Genomic DNA, 17,434 nt, shown 5'->3' on the forward strand with positions numbered 1-17,434 from the left:
ATAGCCGACCAGGCCGGCATCGACAAACTCGGCTTCACGCACGCCGGCGGCGCGCAGTTCAGACCAGGCACGCCCGCCTGGTGACGCTGGCCGCCAGCCATGCAGGCAGCCCACCACCTCCTCCATGGCGGCATCCAGCTCGGCGGCAGCGGTGCCACTGCGCTTGGCAACCAGCACACAAGACCAGCGCGGCTCCAGCTGGGCGGCCTCGCGTGAGACGTCGCCCATGCCCGCGCCAGACATACGCACTTCGACGGCCGGCACCTTGGCGCGGTCACACAGCTCAGAAGCACCGCGCACCTGCCAAGAGGCCAGCGCACTGCGCCCTGCCAAGCGCGACTTGATGACTTGTTCAAGCAGCAACATGGCGATCAGTTCAGAAAGACGATGGGGAACGTGGCCCAGCCGCTGGCGTCTGCAACCACCGGGCCAGTCACTTCGCAGGGTTGCCCAGACAGAACCAGGGCAGTGCTGCCCTCGGCAATTCCTGGGGCATTGGCAACGCACAGCGAAACGGCCCTGCTAACGCCGGTAACGGCATCACCCATGAAGCCTTCGAGCTGCGAGCGATCAAAGATCACGCCGAACGGCTGACCGCCCTGCCATGTCGCGGTGGCATTGGCAAGACGTCGCAGCACGGAGGCATTGAGCCGAGACTCGACCGCTGCGAACGGAGCAAGAGGTGCGGTCATGCGCCTCAAGCCTTCACAGTGCCGGGCACGCCGGTGAACTTGATATGCACCACCTCGGCGTCTGCTGCGGCTGCAACAAAGGCCACAGCACAAGCGCCAGAGATGTCGCCTGCGGCTGCTGCAGCTCCGGTGAAAGCACCATCTGCCGGCTTGAACACAGGCACCGCACCCTGGGCAATGGCAGCACCTGCCAACTTAGGGACGGCAAAGACGCCATCGATCTGGACGGAGCCGGTTTGACCCGGCGCGATGTTGCCCAGGGCAACACCCAGAATGACGCCGACCAGCACGACCTGCCCGCTGACCACCGCATCAGCGGTGGTGTTCACATAGTCCAGCACCTTGCCGGGCTGAATGAAGTTGTTTGCCATTTCAATACTCCTTTGTCAGCCGCAGGCCTTACTTGCCGGCGTTGGTGGCGATGCAGCGGTGGTCGTGACCGGCCACGCCGTAATCGAGGCGAACCTTGAAGCGCGCGCCGTCGGTATCGAATGCGTCCTGCTGCTCGATGAATGGCGTATCCACGCCATCGAGGAAAGCGACCTCCACAGCAGCACCTTCATTCACATCGGTGAAGGCGTAATAGCGAGTGCCATCCAGGCGGGGGCTGCCAACGATGTCGCGGAACATGCCCAGGCCCACGTTGGGTGTCATGGGGTTCACATCGGTGCTGATCTCGTACTCGGACTTGTTGATCAGCTTGGCGCGCCCCTCCAGACCCACGGGGCCCAGCCAGACGGCGGGGCGCAGATCCAGGAAGTCGTTGCCGCTCACGTCCTTGTGCTTGGCCATGAGGATGCGGAAGGCTTCAAAGGCAGCACTGGAAGGAGCCGCAGCTTCTGCCACCACGTTGCCGTGGTCTGCATGCAGCAGGGGCTTGCCGTCCAGCATCAGGGGGCCCAGGCCGTTGTTTTCGCCCAGCAGCGCGTAGACATCAGCCTCGACGGTACGGGCGGCACTGCGGCCCATGGCGGCAGCCTGGTCAGTGAACGCGCCCAGGTCATCGTTGATGATCATTTCGCGCGACAGGTTGATGATGAAGCCCTTGGTCGCAGCGGAGATACTGGACTTCTCGCCGTCCGGGATGCTCACATTCTTGTACTCGCCGTTTTCACCCTTGGGCTGCAGATTGCCCAGAGAACCAACGCGGAAACGGTGGTGTTCGCGGAAGTCCGACACCTGACCACGTTTGCAGAAGCGCTGCCAGGTCAGCGCCTGCACGGCATATGCGGACAGCAGCACTCGATGGATGGCATCGGTGAGCAGAATGGGAAAGTCGCTGGTGGACTGGGTGAAGGCGGCTGCCACGAGCTCGCGCTTATCCTTGCCCTTGGCACTGACGCCGGCGGTCTCCAGCGATGCACGTGCCATTTCCACCAGGCTCATTCCACGATATGGATTGCCACTGTGGGCAGAGACCTGCTCCTTGGTTGCGTAGCCGGCACGCACCAGCAAGGCAGATACAGCAGCATCGCGGCGCTTGTCGCCCTCGTCTTCCACCGTGGTGACGTTCACGCCTGCCACAGGCACGGCCTGCGAGCCCAGGTGAGCCAGCAGGCGAGCACCAGCTGCGGCCGCAGAGACAGAATGATCATCTTCGCACTGGCGTTGCAGATCCTGCACACCGTCACGACCAGCCCAGGCAGCAAACGATGCACGAATGGACTGACGGCGGGTCTGATCAGCAGCCAGCACCGCAGCCTGTGCAGCGGCGTCGGGGACAGGCGTGGAAGCAGCGGCAGCGACCGGAGCAGCAGCAGCTGGTGCGGCGCTCCCGCCACCAGCTGCCGGCGCGCCAGATGCGCCAATGGCGTTCATCAGCACATGGGTGCGGTTTTTGTTCATGTTGTCCTCATCAGGAGCGGATTGCGCGGCGGATGCCGCAGAAATACCCCCAGCCCGCTGCAAAGCAGCAGGCAGGGAGCGGTAACGGGAAAGGGGTAAGTCGCGGGCAGCGCTGGCCGCGACGGGTGACGCATCGGTGATGGAGTCAATGAAGCCGTCTGCCAAGGCCTCGGCAGCGGTAAAGAAATGGTCTTTGCCGTCGGACAGCAAAGCCATGACGGCATCGTGATTGCCGGTCTTGCGGGCGTAGCTGGTAGCCATGGCAGCGGCCCAGGTATCGAGCTCGTCAGCCAGGTCTCGCAGCTCGACCGCATTGCCGGCTGCATAAGTCCAGGGCGCATGCACCATGAGCATGGCGTTTTCAGCCATGCACACCTTGTCGCCGCCCATGGCAATCAGGCTGGCGATGCTGAAAGCCATGCCATCCACCTCGGTGGTAATGGTGGCCGGGTGGCGCTTCATGGCGTTGTAGATGGCAAAGCCATCCGGTACGCTGCCGCCGAGGCTGTTGATGCGCACGGTGATGACCTGCACATCCAGGGCCTGCAACTCGGCTACAAAGTCGCGGGCGTTGGTGGTCTCTTCCCACCAGCTCTCACCGATATCGCCGTAGATCAGGATCTCAGCGGCAGACTGCACACCCGAAGCAGCTGCAGCCTGCGCAGTCTTGCGGCGGATGTTGAACCACTTTTGCGATGTGCTCATGAAAAACTGCCTGCATTCGTTGTCGCCTCAAGGGCGGAATGCAGGCAGTTTCTGGGTTTCGCTGTCTCATTTCATGCCGTGAAATGAGACTATTTAATGTATTTTTAGATTAGAAGAAAATAAAATCCACTAATTTAATTCACATTCAAATTTGAAAAAATCTAACCATTCAAATGAAAGATTAAACTTTCTTTAATACTAGAACCTTCTCGGAAACGACCACTGATTCACGATATTTTAAAGACTTACTATTAACGCTTCCAAAATTTTGAGCGACATCAAAAGATGCCATCTCGGTCAAGTTTAACCGCTGAGCCAAAGACATCTCCATGAATATTTTTGGAAGGTCTATTTGACACTCCTTGTAATAAGAACCTTGTAAAACACTACAAACCACCCCGCCATCCTTTGTTACCCTTGAAATTTCACCTATTGATCGATAAAGAGAATCAAAATATTGCAGGAAATTCTTGTAATAATATGATTTTGACCCTTTAGATGGGTGATCATAAACTTGGTCCAGCAATAAATTACATGACATACCCCAAGCATCAAGTCGTTCTGGCATTGCCCCACGAATTGCCGTAGTGCCTAAGAGGTTTTTTCTCAACGTCGAATTAACATCATCAGTAGAAAGCCCCAAAACAGCCAACTCTATTAAAGTCGCCATTGCGTAATCTATACGAGTGCAATATGGCGGAGACGTTAATACCACATCCACAGATGCATTAACTAATGAAATTTTCTCGGATGAAGCACATTCAATATCAACAAGTTTATTGTCAATTGAATTATTCTCAGACATTTCCTTATGAATTTTTTCAAGAAAATCCATTTGATCAGATATCCAATTTCGCCAAGTACCAATCGAAGTCCATTTTTCAGGAGCAACAGGTAATTTAGTCCAAGTTGGATTAGACGAGAAGCTTTTAGCAGCGCCAAGCTTTACCGCCCTGAAAATAGCAAGGATTAGAAGACAATCTGAAGGTGATGCTAGAGAAACAGCTTGACCTATTCTATTCAGGGTTAGAGCTTCTTGGTGTTCCTCGATGGGAAATAGAATTACAGACACAAGCTGGCGAATTAAAGCAGCAGCCCTGGGTCCAACCCAGGGGCTGACTGCATCACTCTTGAGTTGCGTCCTCGTAATGCGTAATGAAAGATCATCCAGTGTTTCTCGTGCTTTACGAACATCCTCCATAGAGGCACACTTCGCCTTAGCAACAACTACCATCACTGGATTAAGATCAAAACCAAATGCACGTCTTTCCATTGTGGCTGCGGCATAGGTGGTAGTACCAGCGCCATTCCATGGATCTAAAACGGTTGCACCGGCTATTGATAGACGTTGAATAGCGTCACGAGCAAACGCCTCCGCATATCCTGCATAGTATGGGTAACTTTCTTTTGCTTTCGAATTAATATTCGAACGACGCTTTGGCGTATGTACATCGAAATGTTTCATTTGTTGTAACATAGCCCCTTTACTGAATATAAGCCAAATCTCTATAACTACATTATAACTCAATAAATACAAAGAATTAGTTTTGAGAAAGCCAGTCTATTACAGAATCGTGAAAAGTATCAATCAATCTACCAGTGTAGGCTAGCAAATCAACTACATTGGTTTCATGAGGAAAATTCAACAAACCACCATGTGCAATATCATTTCTTCTACTTAAGAGCTCATCAATTCTAGAGAAGTCAACACCATCAGTTTGAAGACCAATGATTCCAGAATTGAGCAATGCAACTTCTTTATTAACATTCGAATATGTCATAACCAAATCATCGAAATCATACAAATGATCAACCGGTCGATCCAACCAATTCGAAATATTCGCAGCAAATTCAGAAACAGCCTGAAACTTCCCTGAACTAATTTTCTTAGCTGGCTTTCCCAATTGCATTGAATTAAAAAGCCTCTGCAAAAATGAGTCGAAAAATTTCTCTTTCTGCAGCCATAATGCAGCATAGTTGCTTTTGTAATTCTTTACTTTCTTGCCAACCAAGCATTCACGTTTCAGACATATTGAGCATGAAATTCTGAAATACCCTTCCCAAGCCGCATAAATTATTGGTATCGCCATGAGATATAAAAATTTATCTTTATCCCGATTATTCTCCAATGAATGCTGGCGAATACTATCAAGCATAGACTTATGCCGCGCATGAGCGATATTTACTTCTTGTCTTGCTGACCTTAAATGAAAGTGTCGTGTCATTTAAATACCTGCAAACCATCTTTTTCCGAACGCAACACGACCCATCATTTTTGCGCGTGTATTGGAACCTGCCCCTGTTAGGTCCGCCACCTCACTCTCATTATGCATTGCCATAATGCGATCTCGAAGCGCATCAACACCTTGCCTTTTACACTTCGCAATGTTCTTCAGAACACCAGATGCAACTATATCGAATAGGTTGGAGCTAAACTGACCAGAGAATTTTTCATTTCTATAGAATTTGAAAGATTCTCCATTAGGATATGCCTCTGCAAGCAATTCAAATGTCGATATTATTTTCTTCTTATGACTCTCCGAAAAATCAAATTCTCCATTCGATGCAAGATACATCACACTGTCTAAAAAATCCTCAATGCTTTTAGTGGTTGGCGTAAAGTTACCAAAAGCGATTAATCGCAAGATGCATTCCTGCGTCCCCATCGAAGTCTTCTCTTTAGTTGATAAGCCGAGAGCCTCTTGAATGGCATCATCTGTCGCCATTTCATTTAAAGAATCAGCAAATTCGCTATCAAACAAACGCGCTGAACAGTTTCTAATTTCTTGATTAGAGAGCGCCGTTCCAGCCCTATTTAGACGAGTGAATACATTGTATCGAGCAACACCGCTCGACTCCTTCTTAAGAAGAATAATTTGAACGCGAGAGTACCTAAGAGTTCTAACAAGAGTATCAGGCATAGTCTCGCGACTAACCCCTAATAATCCTTTAATGATTGGAGCTTCAGACAGAATAGTTGGAACTCTTATATCATTTTGATGCTTACTCTTATTACTCTCTACGGCATTCTCTTCTGGAAAAATCTCAGAAGAAAAAAACTTCAGTATCGAACTAAAGCGCTGAAGCCCGTCAATCACCTCAAAAGCACCATTAGCTTTCTCCGCCAAAAAAATTGGAGGAGTTGGAATATTTAGCAATAGAGATTCAATATAAGTAGTCTGCTGCTCATAATCCCAACGGAAGCCTCTTTGATAAGCAGGATCAACTTGTACGTCACCTGCTTTATACTGAGCAATTAACTCATTCCACGTAGGCGTATAAGAATCTACGACTACATGATGCCTTTCTTTCTCAACAGCTGCAATTAAACTCATAAACTTCAAACTCCTTACTTATGATCCATATTTCATTTTTAATAAATGAATACAATACTGTCACATTCTACAGAGTCTTAGGTTATCGATGAGTTAATTGTCCCCTCGTGATGCAAAACCAACAAAAGGCAAGACGCTTGAGCCTTTCGCAAGAACAACTTTTAAAGGCAAAGGTTCCGTTTCATTCGCAAGCGAACCAAAAATTCAGACTAGGCGAATGATCACTTCGCCGGATTAGAAGACATCTTCAGCTCCCTTTCCGCAGCTTCAAACCGATACTGCTGAATCTGATCAAGTACCTCCCGGGGATTACCACCACGACGTCGAATGACTTCCACCTCGCTGGCAAAGCCTGCTTGCACAAGCTTCTCCCACGCGTTGGCTTCCTTGAGCGGGTCGATCCAGGGCATGGACTGGCCGATCAAAAGGCAATCATCTTCTGAGCCTGGCTCTACATCATCAGGGATAGGCAAAGCGCCGCTCAGATGGGCGACGCGCACGAACATCTCCCAGACGGGCAGACTGAACTGCCCCGCAAAGTCATCGGTCAGCACGGCATAGTGCACCCACTGCTCCACCAGTTCCTGGCGCAGTGAGCTGTAGGTGCCGCCATAGTCGCGACTGATGCTGCTGTAGCTGGCACCCACGCCAGCGGCATAGGCCTTGAGCTGGCCCGAGCGCCATGCAACCAGGTTGGGGTTGGGTCGATTGGTATCGATCAGGCCCACCTCTTCACCCACCATCAGGTCGTCGAAGATCATGCCCGGCTGCAGGCGCAGATCACGGGGCAGAGGGTTGCCATCGGCGTCCTTTTCGCGGGAGTCTTTGTCAGGGTCAAAACCCTCCACACCAGGTAAGCGCTTGACGTAGGCCGCCATGCTGGCCGCAATCTTGGCGGCAATACGCTCGCTTTCCTCGTAGTCCTTCAGATCCTCCACGCGGTTGAGCACGCTCGCCAGCTCGCTGATGCCGCGCCACTGGTGCAGTCGATCCATGGTGGACACATGCAGCATGTTGGCCGCTGGAATGGTTTTGAGATCCGCCGGCGTGATCCAGGCGCCAGACTCGCGCGGGTCACGCTTGAAGACGTGATAGGCAATGGGTCGCCCCCAGTCACTGACCTGAATGCCTTGGCGAATCTTGCGGCTGAGATCCGTGAAGTCCAGCGGCACAAAGTCTGGCTCCAACAGCTCCAAGCTGAAAGGCACCTTGCTGCCATGTACCAGGCCGGACGCATTGCCAACCACCTGCTGCGCAAACAGCTCACCATCGCGCAGCCAGGTATAAGCAGCCATGCGCTGGGCCTGCGACCAGTGCATGCGCCCGGTCACCTCGGGCGCTTTGCTCCACTTGCGGTGCAACTGGCGCAGCTGATCGGCATATTCCTTGTGGATGGTTCCATCGCGGCGGCGCGGCTGAGGCTCGATGCCAATGCCGTTGGGGCCCACCACGTTGTTCACCAAAGTGCGCAGCACACCACGGGTGATATCGTGATTGCGCTCGAGGTAGCGCGCATGGTTGCGCAATGCTGAAGCGCTGCGCCCCACCAGCAGATTGGGCGATGGGTTGGTGTTTCGGTTCTTGCGCAGCCTGCTGGGCTGTGCGGCCTCGTAGTGAGAAAGCACCTTCCTGGCCTGGGCGCGACGCAAGGCCGCCTCGGGCGCCACATAGCTCACCAGGCTGTCAATGATGTTGGCCATATGTGAGCTCCTTCAATCGCGGTCAAAACTGGCCTGGCCGTAACCACGGCCGCCAAACGTGGCAGCGCCCTGGCGCGACTTCTGCTGAAGCAGCCGAGCGATATGAGAGCGCGCCTTGAGCAGCGCATCGGTGGTCTGATATGTGACGTTGCGCCCCTGGTAGGAAACGCTGAGCTCGCCGCTGGCAATCGCCAGGTCGAGCAGATCCAGATGCTCTTGGGTGATGATGGTCATGTGTTGCCTTGCCTTTGCGCTGCACGCTACGGGGTTTGCCGTCTCATTGCATGCCGACAAATGAGACTTTCTCAAGGCGCCTTGGCGCTGGGAACGCCGATGCGTGCAGATCCGGCCTTGGCAGAAATGACCCGATAGAGCGTGGCACGCTGGATGCCGTGGCGCCGCATGACCTCCAGATGGTTGGTGCCGTCAAACTCCTCACAGATGGCCTTGTTACGCTCAGCCTTGCTGGGCGAGGGAATGTAGATGGACGCCCCACGACCGCCCATACGCATGCCGCCGTAGCGCTTGCGCAGGCCATGCACAAAGGCCTGGGCCACCTTCAAGGCTTCGACCTCACTGATGCCCAGCTCTTGCCGCGCGATCTCCACCAGATCACACTCGAGTTGCAACACGGAATCGGCCACTTGTGCGGCATCTGCTTGGCTCTTGTTAGTATTCACTGTCATAGTCTGCTGCTCCATTCTTCGCTGGCAAAAGAGGATCGGGGGCGGCGCTGGGCCGCTGGTTTGGGTGGGACGGTCGGAGTGATCACGCGGGGTGCAGGCTCTTCCAGAACTGGAGCTGCATCGCTGGCATCCGTTTCAGGCGGACTGAATAAGTCGCGCGGCGGCTGCACCGCTTGCTCGAGCAACTGCCACTTGGCGTCAGACCATTTATGCAGCCCCTGAGCCATGGCGGCATGCAGCGCATAGTTGCGGCAGTCCAAAATTTCATTGCGCTGCCGGCGCTTCATCCAGCGAAACACATCCTTGCCATTGATTCGCTGCAGCACACGATGCTCGGCGGTCAACTGCTCGTACCACTCGCGGGGCAACTCATGGCTGAAGTGCAGGTAGCCTGGGCCTGGCTCCTTGATGGCCAATTGACCCAACAAGAGATCCTTGGCGTTATCAACGCCCACATTCCATAGCTTGACCCCGCGCGCAATCTTGCGGCCGCGATAGTTGACCTCCTGCAACGTGACAGGCCCCACCAGGGCAATGCCAGGCCGGCCTTTGATGGCGCGCAGGTTGGGGATGACGTTCTGCGCTTTGGTCACCCAGTTGTAGACCGCCTGTGTCTGGTCGCCGCTGTCCACATTGGTGGCCGTGATGCCCATGCTGCTACCGTTCCAGAGCTGCTTGAAACGGCTTTGCAGATAGGCGGTGACGGGCTCCCAATCGCTTTCGTTGGCGGGGTTGCCCTCGATGATGTGATGATCCACCACCCAACTCTCCAGCCCCCTGCCCCAGGCCCAGACGCTGATATCCCACCAGGTATGCTGCACGTCAACACAAGCCGTGAGCATCAAGCCGCCAACGGGCACAGTCTTGAGCTTGTAGGGCTCGGCACGGGCTTGCAGCGCATGCTCGTCTGCGGCTTCGCCCTTGAGCTCCCAGGCCTGACCCAGGGTTTCGTTGGTGAAGCTGGTCATGGGGCCGGCATCGCCCTCTTTCAATGCGCGGTCGGCCTTCTCGAATTCGTCCGCAATCGTTGACCAGGGGCGTTGCGGGCTGTAGGCCGCCCAGATATGCACGCCCAACGTGCGCGGTGGCCGGCAGGGTTCGCCGCTGGCATCGCGCCAAATGCGGTCAGCGCCGAAGCGCTTGCCTGAGCGACGGCACACCCAGGCTCCGACCAGGGGCCAGCCACCCGGCATGTAATCGGCCTGGGTGATGGACTCGAGGCAATGCGGGCAGACATGGCGCACGGTCTCGGGCTTGCCGCGCTCCCACTTGAAGCCGTGCAGCACCGAAGGCCCACCCCAAGTTAGCGTGTGCTCTACGCCGCAGCGTGGGCATTCGATGAGGTAATCCACCTCATCTTCTGAATCCTCGCAGGCGCGAGATACGTGGCACAGCCCCATGATGCCCGGCGTGCTGCCGCCCACAAACTTGGGGTACGGGGCGCCCTCCAGCCGCCCCTTGGCCAAGCTGCCGGGCGAGCCCGCTGTCTTGTCCTTGCTGGCACCGATGGTCTGATCAAAAGCCGTCCACTCATCAAGGATTGCCACCGCGACCGTGATACGACGGTATGCCCGCGCAGCTTTGCCGCCCAGCAGGTGCAGCACGCTGTCGCGGAATGGCTTGTATTTGATGGTCTCTTCGATGCGCCCGCCTCGCTTGCGGGCAGCGAGCACGGACGGCACACCGTTCACCGGATCGAGCAGCGGCTCGATTTCTGACTTGACGAAGCTGTCGCGGTCATCGTCCGTCGGCTGCCACAGTGCTTGCTTGCGACGGCGGTGGGCGATGTTGTAGCAAATGAAAGCCGTGATCATCTTGCTATAGCCCACCCGCTTGGATTTCTTGACCGCCAGTTCCTCGATGCGGTCATCACTCATGAAATCCAGGATGCCGATCTGAAAGGGCCAAGCCACCCAGCCGCCCTTTTGGTGACTGGACTCACCTGCCAGCAGGAAATGCTCAGCTGCCCATTCCGACAAGGTTTGCGGAACCTCTGCCCGCATGCTGGACATTCCCAGCGCCGCGGCTGCCTTGATGGCCTCCATGGCTTCAATGGTGACAACGCTCATTCGCCGTCCTCCTCTTCTGGCTGACCTGCGTCCTCTTCAAAGCCCAAGGCCATTCCTTCTATCTGTTCTGATATCTGTTTTGTCGTGACTCGAATCCACTCATTGCGGGCACCAGCCAGCACACGAAGCACGACAACCAGGGCGTCATAAGGCAGGTCTGGGCAAGCCTTGCGCATCTGCCCCTCGACCTGATCCATGTGGTCGACCACCGCAGAACTGGCCAGGCCCAGCACGTCAGCCAACAGGCCGATGGGAGCAAACTGCCCGCGTGCCACTTTGTTCTTGAGGTCTTGAGCCTCACGCTGTGACCGGGTCAGCAAGGCACGCTCATAGGCAAGGTCGGTGCCATCGCTGCCAGCCCGCCCCGCCGAGACATCGCGCAGACGTTCGCAGTAGCTCAGCAGCCACTCGTGAGCCGTGTCGCCTCGCGTGATCACTTTCTCGCTCACCAGCTGGCTCACACGGGCCTCGCTGACGCCGATCATTTCTGCAAATTCCGCTTGCGAAATAGGAGCATCCAAGTAAGGCAGGATCTTCACTTAACCCCCCTAGGAGCACTGCACAACAGTCTAAACATGCGGCTCGAATTACCCGCTTCGGAGGTGGCCCGGGAGGACCCGCGCCACTCGGCCTGCTCATTTTTTAGGCACATCATCAGGCGACCACCTCCTGCGACCGGGTCAGGGCCGAGCGCACCATGGCCTCGTAGCCGAGGAAGACGCGCGGCGCTTCGTCGGGGCGACGGGCATCGGCCCAGTCCTGATAGACCGGAAGTCCAAGCTTTGCGGCCATGGCCTCGACACCGCCGCGCGATGCTGCCCAGTCCACTGGCGCGGCAGCAGCCTTTGGCTCGGCAGCCAAGTCCTTCCAGCGCTGCTCTCGCAGCCAGCGCAGCATCGATGGGGTGTGCTTGCCGCCGTCCTCGTTGAGCAGATCGCGCTGCCGCTCGCCTGCAGCCAGCAGCACCTCGCCAGTCACCTGACCACTGGTGACAAGCTCTGCGACCAGTTCTGCCACCTCGGCCAGCCTTGTGCGCCGCAGGTCGGGGAAGTTGGCTCCCAGTGCTGTAGCGATAGCTAGTCCACCACTCGCCCCCCCGTTGGGGGGTTGGGGGGTATTACCTTGGTTAAGGTTAAGGTTCTGGTTACCCGTGACAGGGGCGTGACATGTCACGGGAGCAGGCGTGACAACATCCGTGACATTGCCGTTATCAGGTTCCACAGGCGGCTGTGGCGCTGGAGGCGTCACGTATGCGCCGTCATCCGTCACCGTGACACCGTGCTGACGGCACAAGGCCAAGAGTTCATCCATCTTGGCCGTACCCTTGGGTGCAACACCCAACTGACGCAGTGCAGAAAAGATAGCGGAACGCCTAGCACGGCTGCGCTCTTGGCGCGTGTTCTCGTTCTTCTTGACTGTATCGCGGCCTGCTGCCTGAGCGCGGTACAGAGCAATAGCGGCCTCGCAGTCGTGGTTGACATACATGCCGCCGGTCTGCTGCTCGAAGAACTCGGCCAGCACGAACTGCATGGCATCCACTTCTTCAGGCGAACGGCACAGCAGCCGACGCGCAAGCAGGTTGATATCAGAGCCGTCTAAAGGCAGCTCAGTGTCAAAGTACATGTCCAGCATGTCACGGAAGATGGAACGCTCCAGCCGTGACAGGTGCCGTGTCTTGGTGTTGAAGTCACCGATATGGTGCGGATACTGGTACATCTGGCAATCTCGATATCAGGCGATGGCTTGCTGCTGCGCCTTGCACTTCACAGGAACAACATCACGCTGACGCGGCGACACGCTGCAGCGGCGAGCGGCGCCCTCTTCCAGCCGTCCGGCAGCCAGCAGGGCATTGACGGTGCTCGCCACACTGCACAGCTCCAGCCACACGCCGGTTTGCTGGTTGTAGTAGTCGCGCAGCTCACGGCGGCTCATGTCACGCACGCCTTGCTGGTGGGCATGGCGCAGCGACTCATAGAGCTTTTCGCTCAAACGGCGGCGGGTCTCGTTGCCCAGCTCGGCAAAAGCCTCTGCGCTGGTGTCTTTGCTGGTCATCACGGGTTTGGATTGCTGCATGGTTGCTCCTCCTGATATCTGTGCTTGCGGCTGCGTGGCCGCGTTGAAATGGGTTGCGGTCATACGCCTGCGGCCTCACGCAAGCGGTAACGGATACGGCGCTCTAGATAGGCCTCGGCGTCTGCGCGCTTGGCTACCTTGTCCATGTCAAAACGGGGCTGGTAGCCACGGCCAGGGCGCACAAACATCAGCACCGGGCGCACATCGGCACCGCCCGTGCCGCTGGCAGCCCAGATTCCGGGGGCCAGGTGAGCTGTGCGGTCGTCTTGCTCACCCTTCTGGGTGATGCGTGGCCCGCCGCGTGTCTTGCCGTAGGTCACGAAGTAGCGCCTGCCGGCCTGCTTCTTGGTGCCACGATGAACACGCTGATAGCCCTTCTCGCTCATGTTGGCCTTGTAGCCCTGCTCGCCAAATGCATGGAAATAGCTGATCAGCTGCACCAGAAACGGGCCGCGCAAGTTGCCCTTGCCGTCATCGCTGCCGGGATATGGGCCACCCCTGTCATCGCTTGGAATGGCCGTTTGGTAGCCGTTGGGCAAGATGCCTGCACGCCTTAGTGCAGCCTCGCTGCGCTTGTCACGACGACGACCGCCCCAGGTCTGGGCATCAAGGATCTTTTGCGGGTCAATCCCCTTGCCACCCATATAGGTCGGCTCAATGGTCACGCTCAGCTTCGCGGCTGTAGCCATGCGCACAAACGGGCTGCGCAAGATGTAATCCGTGGGACGGTCAAACACAGCGCGCATCTCATCCTGCATGGCGCGGCGCACTTGAAAGCCGGTATCGTTCAGCGCCTTGGCATAGGCCTTGGCAGCTTGCGGGCCGGTCAAGCCGCGAATCTGGCGCAGCACCTCCGCCTGGTTCATCATTCGGGCACTCAGCTGGATATACATTTCAGCCGTCCCATCCATCGGTCGATGGCTGCTGCGGCACGCGTTGGGCCACCGCTGCCACCAGATAGCCTGTCAACACCATCACATCGCTGGCAAAGGCCTGCACGCGGCGAAACTTATTGCGATTGATCGGGCCATCACCCAGCAAGGCATCGGCCACCGAAGCCGTGAAGTCGCCCAGGCCATGCTGGTAGCGCATGAACGCCTCGACCGGATTGCCGCCAGACTGATCAGGCGCCTCGGGCACGCAGCTATGACGCATAGCGGAAGCCATCGCCTGCAACACAAACGGCAGGCCTGATGCCTGCTGAATCGCCAACGCCTCATCCATCGTCAGCTTGTGGCGCGTGTTATTCGGGTTCAGCTTGTGCTGCAGCGTATTGGCGGACACTTTCATGGCCTCAGCCAGTGCAGGCACGCCACCGGGGAAGCGCTCTGCCACCAGGCGCGCGGCATCTTGCAAGCACATTCCGCGCCCAGTGTCGGATTCGCCATGCAGATCGCCATAGCCGGAATCAGCGCCAACTGTGAAAGTAGAGCCCATAGCAGTCCTCCTCAAACAAAGGCAGCCATGAGCACACAACCCACAGCCACACCAGCCAAAGAAAAAGCCAGCCCCGCGCCATTGGCTACCATGGCGAAAACCGCCCCGATATCAGAGCCGATCAAGACGAAAAAAATGGACACGCAACCAGACAAGCCAGCCACACCCGATGAACGCATCGACGCCATCGAGGCCATGCTCGGCCACTTGATATTTATGCTGGAGGTGGAGCCCAACTTCACTGCTGAGGCCCTTGTGAAGTGGATTGCGACATGCCGCCAGGCTGAGCGCGACAAGGGCATTGCAGACCCTCGCCAACAGGTGGTGTTTGCGCAGCTGTGTGAAAAACTCGGTCTTGTGGAGGGTGATCCTCAGCAATCAGATCCAGCAGCAAAGCAAGCCGCGCGCTCGGCGCTTCTGAAAGCGCAACGCCGGCCTGCTGCAGACTGAGCAGCCAATTGCGCTCGGCATGCAGACTCAGGATGGCCGTGTAGACGCAACGAGCGGGCAGGCCGAACTGAGCAGCGACTAGGTAAGCATTGCGGCCATTCCAGGCTGTTGCGATTTGCTCAGCAAGAACGTCAACCATGGCTGGCACTCGAAGCTGTGGCTGCACTGCCTGGCCAGTAAACCGACCAATCCGATGGCCGAAGCTCATACAGAGGCATGCCAGTTAGACCACTAACCTGCACGCAGTACCGAGTTGGAACGCCAGCGACACGCCAACTTTGAACAGCTTGATATGACGGCGCAGACACTTTCTTAGCGGCCTCTACCGGGCCTCCAAGCAGAGAAATCGCTTTAGCCGCAGCCTCTCGTGCCGCACCCTTCACATCGTCTTGAGCTTGCTTGGACATATTTCACCTATACAAGAATAACTAGCATGCTAGTTGATCTTGCATAGACTTGCAAGCCGACACAAGGAACACTTGTGCTTATGTCAATTCACCAGATCATCAAAAAAGAGCGAGAGGCGCGCGGCTGGTCCATGCAGCAACTGGCTGAAGAAATCGCCAAAGCGGAGGGCCTTTCCAAGCCACTGGCATGGCAAACGATCCAGCAGTGGGAAAAGCAGGATGGATCTGGTACCGCACCAAAGAGAACGCGCTTGGAGGTGCTTGCTCGAATCTTTGACATGAGCGTCGCTCAACTTATTGGCGAGGATGATGCGGCGCCAACTAGTCGCGCCCCTGCGCCTTTCGTAGACCGCTCGGGCATTCAGATGTATCACGCGCCGGATGCTGTGATCGTGCCCATTCTTGCTAACAGCGGAAGCATGGGCCCAGGCAACGAATTGCTTGAGGGAGATGTAATCGTTGGCGACATGGCGCTTTCCCCTCACTGGGTCAATCAGTACATCAAGCCACAGAACCCGATGGAGTTGCGATTCATTCATGCCAACGGGGACAGCATGTATCCAACTTTCACCGACGGCGATGTACTTCTAGTCGATACGGGCTCTGGCGCGCGCGACCCTTCAGCAAGGGAAGGCGTCTATGTTCTCCAGGTCGACGGAAGGAACTTCATCAAACGTGTCACTCCCCTGCTGAGCGGCAAACTTCAAGTCTCCAGCGATAACCAGAGTTCCAAAGCCGTAGAGGTCTTGAACGGAGATCACGAAGTGACGGTTGTCGGCCGTGTTGTTTGGGCTTGGAACGGGAAACGCTTGTAGAGGCAGCAAAGATTAATTGCTAGTTTTACTTGCATACTAGTTTTACTTGTGGCACATTCAGCCCATCGCAGCAATGTGATGGGCACCACGGTATCGACCGGGTTACGCCCGGTCTTTCAAAATTTCACGCCCAGACGGTTCACACCACCAATGCAGTGCGCACCGGGCAAATAGCATCAGCGGGCATGGCCGCTGCTCTGCGCGGCACCCGCCGTTCACAGCCCGCCAAAGCGCGGTAAACGGAAAAAAGGTGAGGCGAAGACGGCCAAGAGCAAAGACGGTCATGCTGGTTGGAATCCCGGCAACGCCCGCCCCGTGCGCTACGGGGCAAACCAGAGCACCTTGCAGCAGGGTGCTGTGGTTTGACCTAATTCCCTCATGTGCTAAAACCTCCCTACCAAATGAGGGAGAAGACATGACGACACGCCAGCAAACACTGGCTGCATTTGCGCTGCTCTTTGCAGCCAGCACGCCAGCCTGGGCCATCTACAAATGCGACGACGGGACAGGCAAACAGATCTTTCAAGACAGACCTTGCGCCACTGGCAAGAGCTCGACCATTGAAGTGCGGCCCGCATCTGGGCATGCGCCTAAGCCAAGCCCTGCAGCGCTCGCTGCACCAACGGCGGGCCAGAGCGCAGCACCCGCAGCCAAGCCAATGACCGAAGCTGACCGCATCAACGCGCAGACTGACCGCATGCGCAAGAGTGGTCGACTGAAAGACATCAACGAGCTCTATCTCGGCGGTGCCTACGACAACATCCAGCGCGTGCAGAACAACTGCCGCAAGGATCTTGACGCTCTGGCACAACGAAAGGGATCTGCCATGAACAACCTGGCAGGCGCTACCTGGGAGCAATCGATCAGCGCAGAAATGCAGGCAGTGGCAACACGCTGCCAGGGCGAGCAACTGGCCGCTCAGAACGAGCTAGAGCGCTTGCGCAGCGAGAAAGCCCAGCTTGAAAAAGACCTGAGCAAATAGCCAGATCCACCCAACACCAGCCCGCACGGCAAGCGCCCTGCGGGCTTTTTTCATCCATAGACCAGCATTGGGGGTATCAAAAATGTGAGCAAGTAGCCAGCATGCGGCGTGCATGAGCCTATCCCCCGAAGGGCATCAGCGGGGCCATCTGGTGTGACCGCTCAAGCAGGTCTGCCGCCGCAGAAATGGGTCTGAGGCGTCAGCTATCAGGAACTTCAGCGCAGGGTTCGCACTCTAC

At 56.4% G+C, this 17,434-nt stretch carries 19 protein-coding genes; 3 read left to right on the forward strand and 16 right to left on the reverse strand.

Annotated features, from left to right (window positions below; all coding sequences use genetic code 11):
- The 16 genes from AAIL67_RS20620 to AAIL67_RS20695 all read right to left on the reverse strand — a co-directional run.
- Positions 1-366: hypothetical protein (locus AAIL67_RS20620; protein WP_343484728.1), on the reverse strand; the 366-nt coding region annotated here is incomplete at its 3' end.
- 5 nt (positions 367-371) lie between these two features.
- Positions 372-692 carry a hypothetical protein gene (locus AAIL67_RS20625; RefSeq protein WP_343484729.1) on the reverse strand — a complete coding sequence of 107 codons (321 nt, stop codon included), beginning with the start codon at positions 690-692 and terminating at the stop codon, positions 372-374.
- Between the two features lie 5 nt (positions 693-697).
- Positions 698-1,063 carry a capsid cement protein gene (locus tag AAIL67_RS20630; RefSeq protein WP_343484730.1) on the reverse strand — a complete coding sequence of 122 codons (366 nt, stop codon included), beginning with the start codon at positions 1,061-1,063 and terminating at the stop codon, positions 698-700.
- Between the two features lie 28 nt (positions 1,064-1,091).
- Positions 1,092-3,242 carry a ClpP-like prohead protease/major capsid protein fusion protein gene (locus AAIL67_RS20635; protein ID WP_343484731.1) on the reverse strand — a complete coding sequence of 717 codons (2,151 nt, stop codon included), beginning with the start codon at positions 3,240-3,242 and terminating at the stop codon, positions 1,092-1,094.
- 181 nt (positions 3,243-3,423) lie between these two features.
- A complete protein-coding gene (locus tag AAIL67_RS20640) occupies positions 3,424-4,707 on the reverse strand; it encodes a DNA methyltransferase (RefSeq protein ID WP_343484732.1) in 1,284 nt (427 codons plus the stop codon).
- 76 nt (positions 4,708-4,783) lie between these two features.
- Positions 4,784-5,467 (reverse strand): MAE_28990/MAE_18760 family HEPN-like nuclease, encoded by a 684-nt coding sequence (locus tag AAIL67_RS20645; protein ID WP_343484733.1) that lies wholly within the window; start codon positions 5,465-5,467, stop codon positions 4,784-4,786.
- Positions 5,468-6,577, reverse strand: a complete 1,110-nt coding sequence (locus AAIL67_RS20650; protein ID WP_343484734.1) for a DUF262 domain-containing protein — start codon at positions 6,575-6,577, stop codon at positions 5,468-5,470. It lies immediately after the preceding gene.
- Positions 6,578-6,798: 221 nt separating this feature from the next.
- Positions 6,799-8,277, reverse strand: a complete 1,479-nt coding sequence (locus tag AAIL67_RS20655) for a phage portal protein (protein ID WP_343484735.1) — start codon at positions 8,275-8,277, stop codon at positions 6,799-6,801.
- A gap of 12 nt (positions 8,278-8,289) precedes the next feature.
- A complete protein-coding gene (locus AAIL67_RS20660; protein WP_343484736.1) occupies positions 8,290-8,511 on the reverse strand; it encodes a hypothetical protein in 222 nt (73 codons plus the stop codon).
- A gap of 71 nt (positions 8,512-8,582) precedes the next feature.
- A complete protein-coding gene (locus tag AAIL67_RS20665) occupies positions 8,583-8,963 on the reverse strand; it encodes a Mor transcription activator family protein (protein ID WP_202788892.1) in 381 nt (126 codons plus the stop codon).
- On the reverse strand, positions 8,960-11,032 hold the full coding sequence (locus tag AAIL67_RS20670; protein WP_343484737.1) for a phage terminase large subunit family protein: 2,073 nt from the start codon (positions 11,030-11,032) through the stop codon (positions 8,960-8,962). Before AAIL67_RS20670 ends, AAIL67_RS20665 begins: the two co-directional genes overlap by 4 nt.
- Complete coding sequence (locus AAIL67_RS20675) at positions 11,029-11,517, reverse strand: hypothetical protein (RefSeq protein ID WP_343484738.1); 489 nt, start codon at positions 11,515-11,517, stop codon at positions 11,029-11,031. Before AAIL67_RS20675 ends, AAIL67_RS20670 begins: the two co-directional genes overlap by 4 nt.
- Positions 11,518-11,686: 169 nt before the next feature.
- A complete protein-coding gene (locus tag AAIL67_RS20680; protein ID WP_343484739.1) occupies positions 11,687-12,748 on the reverse strand; it encodes a YdaU family protein in 1,062 nt (353 codons plus the stop codon).
- Positions 12,749-12,763: 15 nt separating this feature from the next.
- Positions 12,764-13,105, reverse strand: a complete 342-nt coding sequence (locus tag AAIL67_RS20685; RefSeq protein ID WP_343484740.1) for a hypothetical protein — start codon at positions 13,103-13,105, stop codon at positions 12,764-12,766.
- 59 nt (positions 13,106-13,164) lie between these two features.
- The gene (locus AAIL67_RS20690; protein WP_343484741.1) at positions 13,165-13,974 is read right to left on the reverse strand and encodes a hypothetical protein; all 810 of its coding nucleotides are present in this window, start codon (positions 13,972-13,974) and stop codon (positions 13,165-13,167) included.
- 25 nt (positions 13,975-13,999) lie between these two features.
- Positions 14,000-14,542, reverse strand: a complete 543-nt coding sequence (locus AAIL67_RS20695) for a phage regulatory CII family protein (protein ID WP_343484742.1) — start codon at positions 14,540-14,542, stop codon at positions 14,000-14,002.
- Positions 14,543-14,569: 27 nt separating this feature from the next.
- Between AAIL67_RS20695 and AAIL67_RS20700 the strand changes: the two genes are divergently transcribed.
- From AAIL67_RS20700 to AAIL67_RS20710, 3 genes are all read left to right on the forward strand, one after another.
- Entirely contained in the window at positions 14,570-14,992 is a 423-nt protein-coding gene (locus AAIL67_RS20700; RefSeq protein ID WP_343484743.1) for a hypothetical protein, read from the forward strand.
- Between the two features lie 487 nt (positions 14,993-15,479).
- The gene (locus AAIL67_RS20705) at positions 15,480-16,214 is read left to right on the forward strand and encodes a S24 family peptidase (RefSeq protein ID WP_343484744.1); all 735 of its coding nucleotides are present in this window, start codon (positions 15,480-15,482) and stop codon (positions 16,212-16,214) included.
- Between the two features lie 352 nt (positions 16,215-16,566).
- On the forward strand, positions 16,567-17,196 hold the full coding sequence (locus AAIL67_RS20710; protein WP_343484745.1) for a hypothetical protein: 630 nt from the start codon (positions 16,567-16,569) through the stop codon (positions 17,194-17,196).
- Positions 17,197-17,434: the final 238 nt, after the last annotated feature.

It is taken from the genome of Comamonas sp. A7-5, from assembly GCF_039581385.1.
Classification (GTDB): Bacteria; Pseudomonadota; Gammaproteobacteria; order Burkholderiales; family Burkholderiaceae_C; genus Comamonas; species Comamonas thiooxydans.